This is a genomic window from Citrobacter sp. Cpo037, assembly GCF_030332945.1.
In the GTDB taxonomy this organism is placed as follows: Bacteria; Pseudomonadota; Gammaproteobacteria; order Enterobacterales; family Enterobacteriaceae; genus Citrobacter; species Citrobacter portucalensis.
This window is the reverse complement of the sequence record NZ_JAOWGW010000063.1, coordinates 37,242-56,093: the sequence shown is the minus strand read 5'-3', so window position 1 is coordinate 56,093 and position 18,852 is coordinate 37,242. Positions and strand designations below refer to the sequence as shown.

The 18,852-nt window shown below is 53.6% G+C and carries 12 protein-coding genes and 1 pseudogene; 3 read left to right on the top strand and 10 right to left on the bottom strand.

The window, feature by feature from the left end; all coding sequences use genetic code 11:
• The first annotated feature begins 13 nt into the window (after positions 1-13).
• Together OGX94_RS13360 and OGX94_RS13355 are read left to right on the top strand one after the other, a co-directional pair.
• Positions 14-1,501, top strand: coding sequence for a UxaA family hydrolase (locus OGX94_RS13360; protein WP_257662129.1), 1,488 nt, complete (start codon positions 14-16; stop codon positions 1,499-1,501).
• Positions 1,502-1,639: 138 nt separating this feature from the next.
• Positions 1,640-2,194 carry a YgjV family protein gene (locus OGX94_RS13355; RefSeq protein ID WP_063941813.1) on the top strand — a complete coding sequence of 185 codons (555 nt, stop codon included), beginning with the start codon at positions 1,640-1,642 and terminating at the stop codon, positions 2,192-2,194.
• 16 nt (positions 2,195-2,210) lie between these two features.
• Here the strand turns inward: OGX94_RS13355 and sstT are convergent, their stop codons facing one another.
• The 4 genes from sstT to OGX94_RS13335 form a co-directional block, all read right to left on the bottom strand.
• Entirely contained in the window at positions 2,211-3,455 is a 1,245-nt protein-coding gene (gene sstT, locus OGX94_RS13350) for a serine/threonine transporter SstT (RefSeq protein WP_003828553.1), read from the bottom strand.
• Between the two features lie 242 nt (positions 3,456-3,697).
• A complete protein-coding gene (locus OGX94_RS13345) occupies positions 3,698-4,666 on the bottom strand; it encodes a TerC family protein (protein ID WP_003828551.1) in 969 nt (322 codons plus the stop codon).
• 271 nt (positions 4,667-4,937) lie between these two features.
• On the bottom strand, positions 4,938-5,936 hold the full coding sequence (locus OGX94_RS13340; RefSeq protein ID WP_164562461.1) for a Gfo/Idh/MocA family protein: 999 nt from the start codon (positions 5,934-5,936) through the stop codon (positions 4,938-4,940).
• 72 nt (positions 5,937-6,008) lie between these two features.
• The gene (locus OGX94_RS13335) at positions 6,009-6,509 is read right to left on the bottom strand and encodes a M48 metallopeptidase family protein (protein WP_126957000.1); all 501 of its coding nucleotides are present in this window, start codon (positions 6,507-6,509) and stop codon (positions 6,009-6,011) included.
• A gap of 82 nt (positions 6,510-6,591) precedes the next feature.
• Here OGX94_RS13335 and rlmG point away from each other — a divergent pair, with 82 nt between their 5' ends.
• Positions 6,592-7,728, top strand: a complete 1,137-nt coding sequence (rlmG, locus tag OGX94_RS13330; protein WP_003828544.1) for a 23S rRNA (guanine(1835)-N(2))-methyltransferase RlmG — start codon at positions 6,592-6,594, stop codon at positions 7,726-7,728.
• A gap of 152 nt (positions 7,729-7,880) precedes the next feature.
• Here the strand turns inward: rlmG and OGX94_RS13325 are convergent, their stop codons facing one another.
• The 6 genes and pseudogenes from OGX94_RS13325 to ebgA all read right to left on the bottom strand — a co-directional run bounded on the left by OGX94_RS13325 (position 7,881) and on the right by ebgA (position 18,678).
• The gene (locus OGX94_RS13325; protein WP_126957002.1) at positions 7,881-9,899 is read right to left on the bottom strand and encodes an oxidoreductase; all 2,019 of its coding nucleotides are present in this window, start codon (positions 9,897-9,899) and stop codon (positions 7,881-7,883) included.
• 229 nt (positions 9,900-10,128) lie between these two features.
• Positions 10,129-12,480: an alpha-glucosidase gene (ygjK, locus tag OGX94_RS13320; RefSeq protein WP_218667157.1), complete on the bottom strand. Its 2,352-nt coding sequence runs from the start codon at positions 12,478-12,480 to the stop codon at positions 10,129-10,131.
• Between the two features lie 16 nt (positions 12,481-12,496).
• Positions 12,497-13,558 (bottom strand): annotated as a pseudogene (ygjJ, locus tag OGX94_RS13315) (protein YgjJ).
• Between the two features lie 82 nt (positions 13,559-13,640).
• The gene (locus OGX94_RS13310; RefSeq protein WP_286569396.1) at positions 13,641-15,074 is read right to left on the bottom strand and encodes an amino acid permease; all 1,434 of its coding nucleotides are present in this window, start codon (positions 15,072-15,074) and stop codon (positions 13,641-13,643) included.
• Between the two features lie 65 nt (positions 15,075-15,139).
• Entirely contained in the window at positions 15,140-15,589 is a 450-nt protein-coding gene (locus OGX94_RS13305; protein ID WP_003828536.1) for a beta-galactosidase subunit beta, read from the bottom strand.
• Positions 15,586-18,678, bottom strand: a complete 3,093-nt coding sequence (gene ebgA, locus OGX94_RS13300) for a beta-galactosidase subunit alpha (RefSeq protein WP_257662128.1) — start codon at positions 18,676-18,678, stop codon at positions 15,586-15,588. Before ebgA ends, OGX94_RS13305 begins: the two co-directional genes overlap by 4 nt.
• Between the last annotated feature and the right edge of the window lie 174 nt (positions 18,679-18,852).

The window sequence follows — 18,852 nt, the reverse complement described above, 5'->3', positions numbered from 1 at the left end:
CCCGGGTGAAGGTATGCAATACATCAAGATCCATGCGCTGGATAACGTCGCGGTAGCGCTCGCTGATTTGGCTGAAGGAACCGAAGTCACCGTTGATGGGCAGGCGGTAATCCTGCGTCAGGCGGTCTCTCGTGGCCATAAATTCGCTTTACGTGATATTGCGAAAGGCGAAAACGTCATTAAATACGGTTTGCCAATTGGCCATACGCTGGTGGACGTTGCGGCGGGTGAGCATATTCATGCTCACAACACGCGCACCAATCTGAGCGACCTGGACACGTATAGCTACCACCCTGATTTTCAGGCGGAAGTTGCACAACCGGCGGATCGCGATGTGCAGATCTACCGTCGTGCCAACGGCGATGTTGGCGTGCGCAACGAACTGTGGATCCTACCGACGGTAGGCTGTGTTAACGCCATGGCGCGCCAGATGCAGAACCGTTTTCTGAAAGAGACTAACGACGCCGAAGGAATCGACGGCGTGCATCTCTTCAGCCACACCTACGGCTGTTCACAGCTCGGCGACGACCACATTAACACCCGCACCATGCTGCAAAACATGGTGCGTCACCCGAATGCGGGTGCGGTGCTGGTGGTTGGCCTTGGTTGTGAAAACAACCAGGTTGATGCCTTCCGCGAAACCTTAGGCGAGTACGATCCTGAGCGCGTTCGCTTCATGGTCTGCCAACATCAGGAAGACGAAGTGGAAGCGGGGATTGAACATCTTCACCAGTTGTACAACGTGATGCGTAACGATAAGCGTGAACCGGGTAAGCTGGGCGAGCTGAAGTTTGGTCTGGAATGCGGCGGCTCTGACGGCCTGTCCGGTATTACCGCCAACCCGATGCTGGGGCGTTTTTCTGACTACGTGATTGCTAACGGCGGCACCACCGTACTGACCGAAGTACCGGAAATGTTCGGCGCCGAGCAGCTGCTGATGGACCACTGCCGCGATGAAGAAACATTTGGCAAGCTGGTCACCATGGTCAATGACTTCAAGCAGTACTTCATTGCTCACGACCAGCCGATCTACGAGAACCCATCGCCGGGCAACAAAGCGGGCGGTATCACCACGCTGGAAGATAAATCTCTCGGCTGCACGCAAAAAGCAGGCTCCAGCCAGGTGGTGGACGTACTGCGCTACGGCGAACGCCTGAAGACGCATGGTCTGAACCTGCTGAGCGCACCGGGTAACGATGCGGTGGCGACCAGTGCCCTGGCGGGCGCGGGCTGTCATATGGTGCTGTTCAGTACCGGTCGCGGTACACCTTACGGTGGTTTTGTGCCGACGGTGAAAATTGCCACCAACAGCGAGCTGGCGGCGAAGAAAAAGCACTGGATCGATTTTGACGCTGGACAGTTGATCCATGGTAAAGCGATGCCTCAGTTGCTGGAAGAATTTGTCGATACCATCGTCGAGTTCGCCAACGGCAAGCAAACCTGCAACGAGCGGAATGATTTTAGAGAGTTAGCGATATTTAAAAGCGGCGTAACGTTGTAGTAAATACCTGATGGTACCTGCATGCAGGTCTGCGCAAACCGTAGGCCTGATAAGCGCAGCGCCATCAGGCACAAACCGTTGCCGGATGGTGGCGAACTCGCCTTATCCGGCCTACGAGATAGAATTGGGGTTGCTTGCATGACCGCGTATTGGCTGGCCCAGGGCGTAGGTGTCATCGCCTTTCTGATCGGTATTACCACCTTTTTCAATCGCGATGAGCGCCGGTTCCGGCTGCAACTCGCTGTCTATAGCGCCACCATCGGCGTGCATTTTTTCCTGATGGGTGCCTGGCCTGCGGGAATGAGCGCAGAACTCAACACCATCCGCACACTTGTCTCAATGCATACCCGCAAACTGTGGGTAATGACCGTTTTTATTGTCCTCACCCTGGTTCTCGGGCTGGCGAAATTACAGCATGCGATGGAGCTATTGCCAATAATTGGCACGCTGGCCAGCACCTGGGCGCTGTTTCGCTGCAAAGGGTTAACCGTGCGCTGCGTCATGTGGTGCGCAACCGCCTGTTGGGTTATCCATAATTTCTGGCTAGGGTCGATTGGTGGGACGATGATCGAAGGGAGTTTTCTGGTAATGAACGGCCTGAACATTATTCGTTTCCGGCGGATGCAAAAACGCGGAATTGATCCGTTCAAAATTGAAAAAAGCGCACAAGAAGAGAACCCCTCCGCCCGATGACGGAGGGGAACAGCGATTAGCCGCGCAGGGCGTTATTTGCCAGACGCTCGTCTTCTGCCTGGCAGGCTGCAGCGGTAAACAGGACGTCTGTAGAAGAGTTCAACGCCGTTTCACATGAGTCCTGCAATACGCCGATGATAAAGCCAACGGCAACAACTTGCATGGCGATGTCATTCGGGATACCGAACATATTACATGCCAGCGGGATCAGCAGCAGAGAACCGCCCGCCACGCCCGATGCACCACAGGCACACAGCGAAGCCACCACGCTGAGTAACAGCGCTGTCGGTAAATCGACCGGAATACCCAGCGTATTCACCGCCGCCAGCGTCAGTACGGTAATGGTGATCGCCGCGCCCGCCATATTGATGGTGGCTCCCAGCGGAATAGACACCGAATAGGTATCACGATCCAGATTCAGCTTCTCACACAGTGCCATGTTCACCGGAATATTTGCCGCCGAACTGCGGGTAAAGAAGGCATACACGCCACTTTCACGCAGACAGGCCAGCACCAGCGGGTACGGGTTACGGCGAATTTTCCAGAAGACCAGCAGCGGGTTGACCACAAATGCCACCAGCAGCATACAGCCTACCAGTACGGTCAGCAGTTGGGCGTAGCCCCAAAGCGTTGCGAAACCGGTGGTTGCCAGCGTGGAGGAGACCAGACCAAAGATACCGATTGGCGCGAAACGAATCACCAGTTTCACCATAAAGGTGACGGCGTTGGACATATCATTGACCAGATTTTTGGTCGTTTCATTACCGTGGCGCAGTGCAAAGCCCAGACCAACGGCCCATACCAGAATACCGATATAGTTAGCGTTAAGCAGAGCATCAACTGGGTTAGAAACCATGCTCATCAGCAGGCTGCGCATCACTTCAACAATCCCGGACGGCGGTACGATATCCCCCGCGCTGCTGGAAAGATGCAGTGTTGATGGGAAAGCAAAGCTGAAGACAACGGCGGTTAATGCCGCTGAAAATGTTCCGAGCAGGTAGAGGAACAGAATAGGGCGGATATTGGTTTTTTGCCCGTGCTGGTGGTTGGCGATAGAAGCCATCACCAGCATCAGAACCAGAATTGGCGCGACGGCTTTTAATGCGCCGACGAACAGCGTACCCAGCAAACCAGCGGCTTCAGCCGCAGGTTTTGACACCAGTGCCAGTAAAATCCCCAGTACCAAACCGATCAAAATTTGTTTAACCAGGCTCCCTTGCGCCAAACGCGAGAGTAGCCCCGATGAACGTTGCGTAGTCATGTCGTGATCCTTTCATTGTGTTGTTGCCTTACCTTTGTGCGTTCTGTTGACGCATCTTTCTGGATGGGGCAAATGTTTGCTTGGCTGAGTATAAGGAAAGAACGGGGTTCTGGAAGCGAAATATCCTGGATTCCGCGTTGAGATCATATTTTATAACTTTAACTTAACATTATTTTGACATGATAAACAAAAAGCCCGACGCACGCAGTGTGCTGTCGGACTTTTCAGCTAGCAGATGAAACTTACTGTATTTGCTGTTTTTTATCGTGCTGGTGGTTGACCCACGCGTTAACAATCAGCGTCACAAACAGAATGCCAAATACCACGCCTAACGAGATAGCGATCGGGATATGGTAGAAATCGACGATCAGCATCTTAATACCGATAAACACCAGAATGACCGACAAGCCGTACTTCAGCATGGAGAAACGCTCCGCCACGCCCGCCAGCAGGAAGTACATCGCACGCAGACCCAAAATAGCAAACAGGTTCGAGGTCAGCACGATGAACGGGTCGGTGGTCACGGCAAAGATAGCCGGAATACTGTCGACGGCAAAAATCACATCGCTCAGCTCAACCAGAATCAACACCAGCATCAGCGGCGTAACAAACAGCAGGCCGTTTTTACGCACAAAGAATTTTTCATCTTCGATGGTATCGGTCATGCGCAAATGACCGCGCAGCCAGCGTACTAACGGTCTGTCGCCAATACCGGAGGCATCTTCTTTCGCCAGCGCCATCTTCACGCCGGTAAACAGCAGGAACGCGCCGAACACGTACAACAGCCACTCAAACTGGGTGATAAGCCAGCTGCCCGCGAAGATCATGATCGTACGCAGCACAATCGCACCCAGCACGCCATACACCAGTACCCGACGCTGCAACGCAGGCGGCACGGAGAAGTAGCTGAAGAGCATCAACCAGACAAAGACGTTATCTACTGCCAGTGATTTTTCGATCAAATAGCCGGTAAGGAACGCCAGCGCCTGTGGGTCGGCAACGGCGCGCCCCTGGGTTTCTGCCAGGTACCACCAGAAGGCGGCGTTAAACAGTAACGACAGCGTTACCCAGACGATTGACCAGGCCGCAGCCTGCTTCATTGACATCGTATGTGCGCCACGACGACCCTGCAACAGCAGGTCGATGGCCAGCATAATTACCACTACGACAGCGAAGCCACCCCATAACAACGGTGTGCCGACAGTATTCATTGTATTTCCCCATGCATAAAAAAAACGGCCAACGCCGAATGGCATTAGCCGCTGCTTTTTATGCATAGACCTTGCCATTCGGCAAGGTCTCACTTACAACAACAAAGGAATACGGTGGCGTATTCCTTTGTTATCGCCCGGCGACCGGATGTGGTTTTTCACACATCGTAATGACGATCAACCGACAACGAAGTTACTCCCCTTTGCGGGTTACAAAATATTACAGGCCATGCATTCAGTCAATGGCCTGCAACATTCGTTTTACACACCTTTACGCAGTCAGCGATGTTTCCGCTTCGTCTGCCGGGAAAACCACGCCGGTCTGGCGGCGAATCTCCGTTTGCAGTTTGGCGGTGGTACGGCTGACGGCCAGTGCCGGGTGATCCACTTCGCCGGATTCAACCAAATGGGCAAAAGCCTCTGCCTCATACAGCATAGTATTGATGTGCTGAGGCGTCGTCAGATCCTGCGTTTTCCCCCCACGTGGAACGAAGCACACTTTCTGACACTCGGAGATATGCTCGATGACCAGCGATCCCGATTCGCCCTGAATTTCACTGGCTAATACCGAGTCGCTTACTTTTGAGTGCTGGAGCGTAACGCTGAAATCACCGTAATTCAGCACCACCACGCCGTGGGCATCCACGCCGCTTTCCAGCAGGCTGGCGCTGGCCTGAACGCTCTGCGGTTCGCCCCACAGCGCAACCGCTGAGGCCAGGCAGTAAAAACCGATATCCATAATCGAGCCATTGGAGAACGCCGGATTAAACGTGTTCGGGTTTTCACCGTCCAGATAGCGCTGATAGCGCGAGGAGTACTGGCAGTAATTGATAAACGCTTTCCTGATTTTTCCAACTTTTGGGAGCGATTGCTGTAACAGCAGGAAGTTAGGCAGGTAGGCGGTTTTAAACGCTTCAAATAGCACGACCTGATTTTGACGCGCGCAGGTGATAGCGGCTTCAGCTTGCGCCAGGTTGGAGGCCAGCGGCTTTTCGCAAATAACATGCTTTTTGTGCCGCAAAAACAGCTCAGTCTGCGGGAAATGCAAAGAGTTTGGACTGGCGATGTAGACGGCGTCGATCGCCTCGCTTTGCGCCATCGCTTCCAGCGAGGTAAACAGATGTTCGACTGGGTAATCGTTGGCGAAGGTCTGCGCCTGCTCAAGGCTACGAGAATAGACTGCGGTTAACTTATATTTGCCGGTTTCATGGGCGGCATCGACAAACTGGCGGGTGATCCAGTTTGTGCCAATTACTGCGAAACGTATCATAAAGGCCTTCAGGCTGCGAAATGGGATTCTTTCGTCAATTTAGCATGCCCTGAAGACAAAGCCAGTGCGCGACTACGCAGTTTGCTTTAACGATTGTTGCGTTAACCACAGGCGGGTATCGAACTCCAGTTGATGATACTGAGGCTCCATATGACAGCACAGCTGGTAAAACGCTTTGTCGTGCTCTTTTTCCTTCAGATGCGCCAGTTCATGAACGACGATCATACGCAAAAAGGGTTCGGGGGCATTGCGAAACACGGTGGCGACGCGGATCTCCGCTTTGGCTTTGAGCTTACCGCCCTGCACGCGAGAGACGGCGGTATGCAGCCCCAACGCATTATTCAGAACGTGGATCTTGCTGTCATACATGACTTTATTCAGCGGCGGGGCGTTACGCAGAAACTGATTTTTCAGATCCTGAGTATATTGCCAGAGCGATTTGTCGGTCGCGAAGTCATGCGTACCCGGATAGCGCTTCTCCAGCACAGCGCCCAGGCGCTGCTCAGCAATCAGCGTTCTCACTTGAGAAAGCAAATGTTCCGGGTAGCCCTGGAGGTAAGTTAGTTGGTTCATTCATGTCCACGCAAATCATAAAAGTGTATACTCACGCACCCTTTTCAGGGATACGCCGAAATTTTACCATTCAGGAGGGCCGATGAGCCACATAGACAACGGTTTCCGTTCGCTGTCACTTAAACGTTTCCCGGAAACGGATGACGTTAACCCGCTGCTGGCGTGGGAAGCTGCAGATGAATATCTGCTGCAACAGCTGGACGATACCGAGATTAGCGGCCCGGTGCTGATCCTGAATGATACCTTCGGCGCGCTGGGCTGTGCGCTGGCGGAACATACGCCGTACAGCATCGGCGATTCCTATCTCAGCGAGCTTGCCACACGCGAGAACCTGCGTCACAACGACATTGCCGAGTCGAGCGTCAAGTTCCTCGACAGTACCGCTGACTATCCGCAGGCGCCGGGCGTGGTGCTGATTAAGCTGCCAAAAACCATGGCGCTGCTGGAGCAGCAACTGCGTGCGCTGCGCGAAGTGGTAACGCCAGAAACGCGCATCATCGCCGGGGCAAAAGCGCGTGATGTACATACCTCGACGCTGGAACTGTTTGAAAAAGTGCTGGGTCCAACCACCACTACGCTGGCGTGGAAAAAAGCCCGATTGATCAACTGTACGTTCAGCAAACCGGAGCTGGCCGCTGCCTCGCAGACGCTCAGCTGGAAGCTGGAAGGCACCGACTGGACTATCCATAACCACGCCAACGTCTTCTCCCGTACCGGACTGGATATCGGCGCGCGCTTTTTTATCGAGCATCTGCCGGAAAACCTCGAAGGGGAGATTGTTGACCTTGGCTGCGGTAACGGTGTTATCGGTATGACGCTGCTGGCGAAGAACCCGGAAGCCAGCGTGGTATTTGTTGATGAATCGCCGATGGCGGTGGCTTCAAGCCGTTTGAACGTCGAAAGTAACATGCCTGAAGCGCTGGATCGCTGCGAGTTTATGATTAACAACGCGCTGTCTGGCGTTGAACCGTTCCGCTTTAACGCCGTGTTGTGCAATCCACCGTTCCATCAGAAGCATGCGCTGACGGATAACATTGCCTGGGAAATGTTCCACCACGCCCGCCGCTGCCTGAAAATCAACGGCGAGCTGTACATTGTGGCTAACCGTCACCTCGACTACTTCCACAAGCTGAAGAAGATTTTCGGCAACTGCGAAACCATCGCCACCAATAATAAATTCGTGGTGCTGAAGGCGGTTAAAACCGGTCGTCGTCGGTAATAGCGGGTGCCGGATGCGGCTAACGCCTTATCCGGCCTACAGTATAAATCTGCCTGATTCTGTAGGCCTGATAAGCAGAGCGCCATCAGGCAAATCGGTGCAGAGTGCCGGATGGCGGCTAACACTTTATCCGGCCTACGAAAGACATGACGTTAAATTTCCAGCGCCAGCCTGGTGCCCTGCGCAATAGCGCGTCGGGCATCCAGTTCCATCGCCACATCGCAGCCGCCGATCAGATGCACCGTTTTACCTGCCGCGTGCAGCGGATCGACCAGTTCACGGCGCGGCTCTTGTCCGGCACAAATCACCACGTTATCCACGTTAAAGATCACCTGTTCACCGTTCAACACAACGTGTAACCCATCATCATCAATCTTCTGATAGCTGACTGCCGGGATCATTTTTACGCCGCGTGAGAGCAGGGTGGCGCGATGGATCCAGCCCGTCGTTTTACCTAAACCTTGTCCCGGTTTGCTGGCTTTTCGCTGCAGCATCACTATCTGGCGCGGGCTGCGGGATAAGTGCGGACCTTCCGGGCGTAAGCCGCCTGGCTGTTGCAGGCTGGTGTCGATCCCCCATTCTACGCAGAACTCCGCTATGTTCTGGCTGGTGGGTTCGCCGGGCTGACTCAGATACATTGCGGTATCAAAACCGATCCCGCCGCAGCCCACGATCGCCACGCGTTTACCCACTGGCGTTTTATCGCGCAGAACGTCGAGATAGCTCAGTACTTTTGGATGATCGATCCCCTCGATCGGCGGCATACGAGGCTCGATCCCACTGGCGAGGATCACTTCGTCGAAGGTGTGCAGATCGTGTGCGCTGACAAAGTGATTCAGCTTCAGGGTCACGCCAGTCACGTCGATCATCCGACGGTAGTAGCGCAGGGTTTCATAGAATTCTTCTTTTCCGGGGATCTGTTTGGCGATATTAAACTGCCCGCCAATCTCGCCATGTGCGTCAAACAGCGTCACGTGATGCCCGCGCGCTGCGGCATTAATGGCGAAGGCGAGGCCCGCAGGACCCGCACCGACAACCGCCAGGTTCTTTGGCACAGCTGCCGCAACAATCGGCATTTTGGTTTCATGGCAGGCGCGCGGATTGACCAGGCAAGAGGTGACTTTGCCGACGAAGATCTGATCCAGACAGGCCTGGTTACAGCCGATACAGGTGTTGATCTCATCCGTTCGTCCGTTTTGCGCTTTTGACAGCAGTTCGGCATCAGCGAGGAACGGACGGGCCATCGACACCATATCTGCATCCCCACGGGCCAGAATGTCGTCGGCAACCTGAGGATCGTTAATCCGGTTGGTGGTGACCAGTGGGATTGTCACATGCCCTTTCAGCTTACGCGTCACCCAACTAAACGCACCGCGCGGTACTGGGGTAGCGATAGTGGGAATACGCGCCTCATGCCAGCCAATACCGGTGTTAATAATGGTGGCTCCCGCGGCTTCTATAGCCTGCGCCAGCTGGACGGTTTCGTCGAAGGTTCCACCGTTTTCCACCAGATCGAGCATCGACAGGCGGAAGATAATAATAAAGTCATTCCCGGCACGCTGGCGTACCGCTCGCACCACCTCAACGGCAAAACGCATGCGGTTGGCATACTCACCGCCCCATTGGTCATCGCGCTGGTTGGTACGCAGCGTCAGGAATTCGTTGATCAGATACCCTTCCGACCCCATCACTTCCACGCCATCGTAGCCCGCTTCCCGCGCCAGCTGTGCGCAGTGGGCAAAATCTTCAATCAACTGCAGCACTTCATCGTGCGTTAATTCATGTGGCGTAAAGCGGTTAATGGGTGCTTGAATGGCAGAAGGCGCCACCAGATGCGGCTGGTAGCTGTAACGCCCGGTGTGCAGGATTTGCAGGGCGATTTTGCCGCCTTCATCATGCACAGCATCGGTAATGACGCGATGGTGAGCAAGCTGGCTGGTGTCGTTCAGCATCGCACCGCCTTCCATTCCCACGCCGGAAAGCGCAGGCGCAATACCTCCGCTCACAATTAACGCTACGCCGTGACGGGCGCGCTCGGCGTAGAACGCGGCCAGCCGTTCTGCACCATCGGGATATTCCTCCAGTCCGGTATGCATTGAACCCATCAGCACGCGGTTTTTAAGCGTGGTGAAGCCTAAATCGAGCGGAGCGAACAGCGACGGATAGCTCATAAAGGTGTCCAGTATGTAAAATTATTGTTATGTGGTCGGATGAGTTAATAATTTAGCCGTCGCCGCGTAAAAGGGAAAAGAGGAATGCCGTGATTGTGATGGGATTCAAAAAAGGAGTGGAGCCAGAGGACGAATATGCCGGATGGCAGTGCAAGCACCTAATCCGGCCGGTGAAAATGTGTCTTTGTAGGCCGGATAAGCGAAGCGCCATCCGGCGTTATGTCACAGATTACTGTTTTTTAAGAAAATCGTTATACAGCATATAGAGATGCGCCGCGCTCCAGGAGAAATTCGGTGCGCCCTGCTGTGCGCCGGTCAGCGGGTTATAGTTTTCCTGAATCGGACCGTCGGCGGTGAGGCCTTTGGCGTGGCTGAAGAAGGTATCCGCCAGTTTTAACGCGTCATCGCGATAGCCGTAACGCTCCATCCCTTTTAGCCCGAACCAGAACTGATCCACCCAGACGCGCCCGCGCCAGTAGATATCCGCGCCGAAAGCCGGGTTGGTCAGCGCCGCCGTGCCAAGCGGGACAAAGGTGTTGAACTCTTTGGGGTCGAGCATCACCTTAACCACCGCGTCCGCATGGGGCTGCGTTGCTGCACCGTTAAACAGCGGCGACCAGCCTTCCGGCCCTTTGCCACGTTCGACGATCGGTTTACCCGCGCAGCCGTTTGCCAGCGGTTGCTCCTCAATACGAACGTCGTAAAAGAATTTTGTTTCCGGGTCGAACATGCAGGTGTTGATGTAATCTGCGAGGTTTTGCGCCAGTTGGCGATAGCGCTGCGCCTCTTCGTGTTTGCCGAGCAGGGTCGCCATCTGCGCCAGATAATGGTTGTCGCTGTACATGTAGCTGGCCTGATCGACTGACTCCTGCAACAGCGAGTAACCCAGCAAATTACCGTCTTTACTGCGATTTTCGGCAAATTTCACCACCCAGTCGCTGCGTTTTCCACCGCCCGCGACGTATTTATCCAGTTGATCTTTATCGATAAAACCGAATACAGCCGCATCGTCACGACCGGACTCCCACGAGGCGGCAACCTGCGCTGGGATCTCCAGGCTGTCATACTGGCCCTTATCGATCACGGTGGCGTAGTTGTTAAGCCCGGAGAGCGTTTCTTCCTTGTCGCCTTTTTTCACCGTAAACAACATTTCGCCGCGGTCGGTATTGTGGGCTTTATCGCGGGTAGCGCCGTATTCCGGCACGCCGTTGCCGTTATGATCGCGGTTACGCAGCCACCAGTCGTGATACGCAACCAGCTTTGGATACATCTCTTCGAGCCAGGCCTTGTCTTTGGTGACGTAGTAGACCTCCATCACCGACCAGGCCGCCAGGCTGGGTTTGGTGTTGCGCTCGTTCCAGTTACCGCCGTCGCCGCCGCGTTCTGGGCTGAGATTCCAGGCAATCAGGTCGGGGATGAATCCGGCATCCTGCGGGCGAACCGGATCACCGGGTTTAACCTGCCATGAAAAGACGGCGCGAATATTCTCTTTGGCAATCTCCGGGTTAAAGTGCGCCATAGCGAAGGCCTGCTTCCAGGTGTCCCACGGCCAGGTTTGGTTGCCGGAGAACCAGCGGCCGGTGACCGATGGCGTCACGGTATTGTGTTTTACCGCACCGCCTGGCGAGCGCCAGTTGCCGTTTAGCGTTTCAATAGCTTTTACCGCGACCCGGGTTTGTTCCGTTGTGGCATCCGGATTGGTTAAGCCTTTTTGCAGATAATCCGCCCAGCGCTTTTGTGATGCAGCAAGATACCAGGCCGGGCGCGCCAGAATATCGCGGATCTGCGGCTGCTCTTTCGCCACATCCTCGGCGGTAAGCAGATGAGAATAGGTGGTGTAAATGGTTGTCGAACCGCTGATATGGGCCTTCCCCGTAAAGTGATGACCGTTAACCGTGGTTTTCATAGCGACAGATTTATGCACCTGATACTCCGACTCACCGGAGGTGAGCAGATCCCAGGTTGAGCGCACTTTACCGAAGGTGACTTTCAGACCGTCGTGCGTGGCGGTGATTTTGCGCTGATAGCCAGGGAATTCGCTATCAATGGTTTTATCCGACAGCGCTTTTCCCTCTTTGGCTTCCAGTTTCTCCAGCAGCTCGCCGTCCCACACCAGATCCAGCGGCGTGTTGCTGGTGATTTTGGTTTCCAGCAGCGAGGTGCGCGGGCTGGCAAAACGCAGCGTCATCTCTATTTGCACATGCTTAGATGACAGCTTTTGCACCAGCGCGCCGGGAATGCCGTAGGCCTCAAGCGCGAAATCGACCTTTTTACCGTGCTGGTACACCGTCAGACGGTCAAAATTATTGGCCATAAAATTGATGTATTCTTCGGTCAGCAACGCCACGCCTGGAAAGCCGCCCATCGTTGCAGGGCCGTCCGGGAGCAAATGACCGTGCCAGGCGCCAAGATCGAAAAATGGATTAAAGCGTTGGTGGTCGTCGTGATCGTAGTCATGCATGTAGCCCGGCGCACCGGTGCGATTAATGATGTTTTTAAAGTCGTTAGCACTGGCGGCATGTGCGGAGAAGTTCATCAGCAGGATACAGGCCAGCGGCGTAAGAATAGGTTTCATGTTCATGGTATTCCGGTCCTTGTTACCAATAGAAATATTGCATCAGGAAGATTTGGTCGCTCGGGTCGCCGGATGCATTCTGCATATAGAACCGACTGTCGAAGGCAGTAGCGAAACGGCCGCCGCCGTATTCATACCAGATACCGAACTGCATAAAGGAAGTGGTTTCGTCCTCATAGCTATCCGGTCGGTGTTTGGCGTAGCTATAAGCAGTGGAGAGGTAAACGCCTTTTAGCGCTTCATACATTGCGCTGACCATATAGCCGGTTTCGGTGCCGGACACATCCAGCCCGTCGGCGCGGCCCGTGTGGTGCCAGGCGCGGGCGGCGAAGTTGGGCGAAAGGATGCCGGTCAGGAACAGCTGTCCGGTACCATCTGTTATCTCCAGGCCGTTCATCCAGGTTACGCCTTCAGTCAGGTCGTACTGGATATAGCCGTTCATCATGGCCGGATAGGTATATTTATCGTCGTAGCGATCGTATTTACCAAAGTGCAGCCAGGCTTTGCTCTCGTCGTGGTGTCCGGCGGGCGTTGCTGTCACGCTGTAGCGCAAAGGACCGGTCAGGTTTTGCACCTTAATGGCAGTCATGATGTCGCGAGTGTTGGGAATGACGTAGCCCAGGTCTGGAGTGAAATCCCCCCACCATTGCAGGTCATCCAGCGAAGAGTCCTGGCGCAGGCTGAGCATCAGCTCCGTTCCGTCATTGGTACGATAACCGCCGTAAAAGCGGTTGAGCCCGCCCTCGAATCCGCCCCAGCTATGGTCAGGAACCTAGGCATTGCCCTGATGGTCGGCCTGCACGGTCCAGCCCTCGCCGTAGATCAGACCAAACCAAGAGCCGTGTTTTATCTCCAGGCCACCTTCTATATAGGTACCATCACTGTATTTATGTTTGTCTTGTCCTTCTAAATCCATATATCCCCCCATGCCCAATTCGCCATAAAAGCGAAATGAGGGGGAAGATATTTCTGGCGTTTTCGTGTCGTCGTGTTCTGCAGGGCGAACTTCTTCTGCACCCAGAGAGGAGACGCAGAAAAAGGGCAGGGCAATAATTGCCCTGCAACAATGGCTAATGTTTTTCATGCTTCGATCCTAAGCAAATAAAATTTAATTTTTATTGTTATAGCCTTGGCGAATATTGTTTATTGTTATTATGTTTTAGTCATTAATTGATATCTGAAGCAGGGGCCGCCTCAATAGCTTTTTCTTCTTTGGTTAGCCCTTTGATATATTTACTGTATTTCCACCAGGCAAAACCGAGGAAAATAACAATCCCACCGACGTTATAGAAAATAATGGTCATGATATTGCCGCCGGTTGGGAAGGTAGAGGCAATAAATCCGATGGTGAAAAGAACGATCAGCATCGACACTACAACAATGCCGGTTTTTTGCGAACCCATACGGAAGTCGCGCGGTAAGTGGTCCAGTTTTGCACGCAGATTCAGGTAAGCCAGCATAATAAACAGCGGCGGCAGCATCGAGGCGGCGGCGGTCATGTTGATGATGGTGTTCATTAAATCCTGCACGGTATTGGAGCCGAGCGTCGGGATAATCATCAGCGGGATAACGATCAGGAACTGGATCCATGCTGCACGGGCCGGGACGCCGTTTTCATTCAGTTCGACGGTTTTTTTACCGAAAATACCCGCCGGAATTTCAGAGAAGAAGATCTTCACCGGCGTTGCGGTCCACATCAGCAGGGAGCCGAACATCGCGATAAAGGAGACCAGGCCGACAAAGCGGTTAACGACCAGCTCCGGCAGGCCGAAATATGCCGCCAGGCCGTGGAATACCTGCACCGAACCACCGGTAAACTTCAGCTCTTTGCTGCTGACGAATACGTTAATCAACACCGAGGAGATGGAATAGAGCACGCCGATAAAAATTCCGGCAATGATAATGACCTTCACGAACGATTTGGAGCCGCCCTTGACGTCGTTGACGTACACCGCCACCGACTCCGCGCCGCCTGCCGCCATAAAAATCCAGGTGGTGATACCGAGGAAGGCCCAGTTAAAATTCGGGATCATTGCGTCTACGGTGATAGGGTCAGCAGGCTGTACGCCGCCAACCAGCGCCGTACCTGCCAGTAAAATATAGGACAGCGTCAGCAGCAGCATCAACGTGGAGGTGACCGAGGTAATCGGCCCTAACATTTTTGCACCATTGGTCGAAACCCAGGTGGAGAAGGCAAACAGCACCATACTTAACACGGTGGTTGCGAACGGCGTCAGAATGTATTCGTAGCCTAAAAAAGCATATGAGGCGTAGGCAATAACGCGGGGCAAAAGCGAGGTAAAAAAGAACAGGTTAACGAACCAGTAGGTGTAGGCAGTAATAAATGCCCAACGCCCACCCAGCGAACTTTTTACCCATGCGTAGACACCGGCTTCGGAGTTTTTATTCAGCGAAACAAATTCAGCGATGATTAAGCAAAACGGAATAAAGTAGAAAATCGTCGCGAGGAAAAACATCGGTGCGGATGCCAGACCAAGCTCAATATTATTGTTGATTACGTTATTAAAACTATAAACCGCGGCAAAGGTGAGTGAAAGTAAGCCGAACTTGCCGATGGTATTACGTTTGGTATCAGACATAGCACATCTCCGATTCCTGATTATTATAGGGTACTGGCGGCGCAACGTCGGCGCCGCCTGTGTTTTTATTTATTATGAAAATAACCATCTTCGATGGTGACTTTGAGTACGACTTTTTTCACTGCGTTATTACAAATAAAACGATAGGCTTCATGATTGTCACAAATAACCATTTGTCCTTCGTGCACTTCGACGGTTTTTCCACAACCTTTCAGATATTCGCGATCGGTTTCATCGCGATAATATTCAACCACCTGGAGATCCTCTTTGGCGGCATACTCTATTTTTTGCTGCCCTTGCAGGTAGTAATGGATCTCAAAATAACGACGATGACCGGTAAACAGCGCATCGGTCGCGGAGTCTGTCTCCACGCGGTAGCTCAGGGAATCACCGATAGAGTGGGCGACGCCTGGCTGAATATTGTCAATATTTTCAATAGCCTCGACGCAGCGTTGCCATTTCCGACCTGAAGCATAGCGTTGCTGGAACTGCTCTAAGTTGTCGATGATCCTCATTTTGTATTCTCGCTGTGCATATTCGTGGAAAAGAACCCGGTGCCAAAGGCGCGGTTGGCGGTGGTTTGAGCGCCAGATTCGCTGCCGGAAACCGGCAACAACGTGAAGCCGTAGCTGAATGACGTAAACCAGACGCGCCAGGAATCGAGTACTTCACTTCCCCACGAGTTGGAACCTAAGCCCAACAACTGGTGATCCAGATTCAGGGTGATGTCATCGCTACGTTGCAGCGCGTTGCAGTGCTGTGCGGCAAAGATATTTTCCTGCGTATAGCGCCAGGCGCTCAGGTTGACAGGGCGCTGCGGGACCACCAGCAGGCCGTTGCCGTGGCGGTTGGTTAGCGTTGCCCAGCGCACGTCCTGACGATTGCCGTTGTTTTGCGGGAACGGATAATTTTCGAACATCTCATCCACGCTGCTGCGCCAGATGTCGATGATGTTGGCCTGCTGGCTATCGGCATAGTTTTCACCGGGGCCACGTCCGTAATACGCCACCTGGCCCAAATCACCGTTGATGCCCATCGTGAAACCGATGCACGGAATAATGTCCCGGTACTCGCCGTAAGGCTGGCCAGAAAGTTCCACATTCAGCTGACCGTCCGCGGCAATGCGCCAGCGATAAGTGCAGCGCATACCGAAATCGAATACCGGCGGGGCGATAATGGTCTGGCTGGTTATCAGCAGCGCATCATCGGTTTGCTCAAGGGTAAACTCGCGCAGATGCTCCTGCATAATCTGTAAATGATTCGGCTGCCAGAGGCCTTCGAACTCTTGCTTGTGGTTATCAATGGTCGGTTTGAAGAAATTAATCTTCGGCTCGCGGGTAATCAGCTCTTCGCCATTGACGTTCCAGGCGATCGGTTTACCTGTCAGCTTTGAGAAGGTCAGATGGAAGTTATAACCGCGAACGGTGCAGCTCTGGCGGCTGTCTTCCAGCGTCAGAGGGTTGGCGTTTTGCAGGCTAAACGGTACGGCAGCCGCCGTTCTGGCCTTCAGCGGGAACTGATAAGTCGCGATGTGATGCCCGGCTTCGCTGTATGACGTTCGGGAATCTTTCGTCACGGTGACGTTAAGGAACGCTTCGCGCGCATCCAGCTCCGGCAGTGCGCATTGCAGCAGCGCGTCGCTGTTGGGAGGAACGTCGCGCAGTTTTATCTGCTGAACAGAGAGCGTATCTCCTTCGGCGCGAACCTCAATATGCAAGGTGTAGTCGTCAAGCGTGGTGAACCAGAGTTTGTTTTCTACCCGTAGCTCGCCGCGGGCCAGATCCTGTGCGCGCACTTTCACCGGCGCAATTACCTGCTTGTACTCTTTCAGTCCCGGTCCTGGGGTTTGATCGGAATAAATCAGGCCATCAAGGCAGAAGTTGTAGTTGTTCGGATAGTCGCCGTAGTCGCCGCCATATTTGTACCAGACGTTGCCGTCGTCATCTTTAGCCTGAATCCCGTGATCGCACCACTCCCATACATAGTGCCCCTGGATGCAATCATGCTGATAGAAGACGTTCTGATATTCCGTTAGCCCGCCGGGACCGTTGCCCATGGCGTGCGCATACTCGCAGATGATGCGCGGCTTAGGATGCGGATATTCACCAAACTCATTCATCAGCGGCACGCGGGTGTACATGGTGGAGATGATATCCACCACTTCGGCGTCACGATCTTCTTCGTAATGGATCAAACGCGTGTCATCCAGCGCTTTTGCAGCGTGATACATGGCGCGGATGTTACAGCCGTATCCGGATTCGTTGCCGAGTGACCAGATGACGATCGACGGGTGGTTTTTCTGCGCATGGACGTGGCGCACGATGCGCTCAACGTAGACATTTTCCCATAGCGGATCGTCAGTTATCCGGCTGATATCGCCGATATTGGCGAAGCCGTGAGATTCAACGTCGGTTTCGGCCATCACGAACAGACCGTAGATATCGCACAATTCATAGAAGCGCGGATCGTTCGGGTAATGGGCGGTGCGTACGGAGTTGATATTGTGCTGCTTCATTAACAGCAGATCTTTTTCAACGCGATCCATACCGACCGCGCGGCCCTTAAGATGATCGTTATCGTGGCGGTTAACGCCATGCAGCATCACGTAGCGGTTATTGATGTAAAACAGACCGTCGCGAACTTTAATATCGCGGAATCCAACGCGCTGTGGCACGACCTCAAGGATGTTGCCGCTGGCATCTTTCAGCGTCATCACCAGGTGGTAGAGATACGGCGATTCCGCCGACCACTGCTGCGGCGCGCTAACCTTGAAATGAAAAGCGGTCTGCGTTTGTTTATCCACCTTCAGAGTGTTAATCACACCGCTATGCAGCGCCTTCTCACCGTCAAACAAGGTGTATTCGAGCGACGCTATCGCTGGCGTGGAGGCCAGGTTTTCCAGCGCAATGTCGCAGGAGAGGGTGGCGTCGCGATAGTCATCATCGAACTCGGTGCGGACGGTAAAATCCTGAATGTGGGTCGCCTGTTTGCCGACCAGATAGACGTCGCGGAAAATTCCCGCCGACCACCACATATCCTGGTCTTCAACGTAGGTGGAATCAGCCCATTGCATTACGCGAACGCACAGCAGGTTATCACCGGTCTTCACCACCGCGCTGATATCAAATTCGGCCGTCAGGCGACTGCCTTTGCTGAAGCCAACGTACTGACCATTCACGTAAACTTCGAAGTAGGTTTCTACGCCATCAAACTTAATCAGCGTCTGTTTGCCCTGCCAGCCTTCGCTGAGGGTGAAAATACGCTGATAGGCCCCGGTGGGGTTATTGGTCGGAACGTAGGGGACATCAATCGGGAAAGGAAAACCTTCGTCGGTATACTGCAGCTTGCCGTGTCCTTCCATCTGCCACATGCCGGGGACGGTGATGCTGCCCCAGTCACTCATAAACTGCGACGTAAAGGCTTCCGGCACCTGCAGCGGATGCTCAAAGAACTGAAAATTCCACTGACCGCTTAGCAGCTGAAAGAGGCTGCTGGTTTCGCGGGCAAACGAGCGAGCCTGCGCAACGGAGTCGTAAGAGAAAAAATATGCGCGTGGCGCCAGTCGATTTTCGTGGGTGAGCTGAATGTTTTCCCAGCGATTCATAAGGCCTCCCGGTGGAGAAAAATCGGAACCATTCATTGTAATGGTGGGTAAGTGTAATTGATGGTGATTTTAGTAAAACTTTTACTAAAATATAGCAAGTGAAGTGATTTACTTTAACTGGATCACGAAAATAATTCGGACGCGGAAAAGAATGCATGACAATGCGCGCCCGGC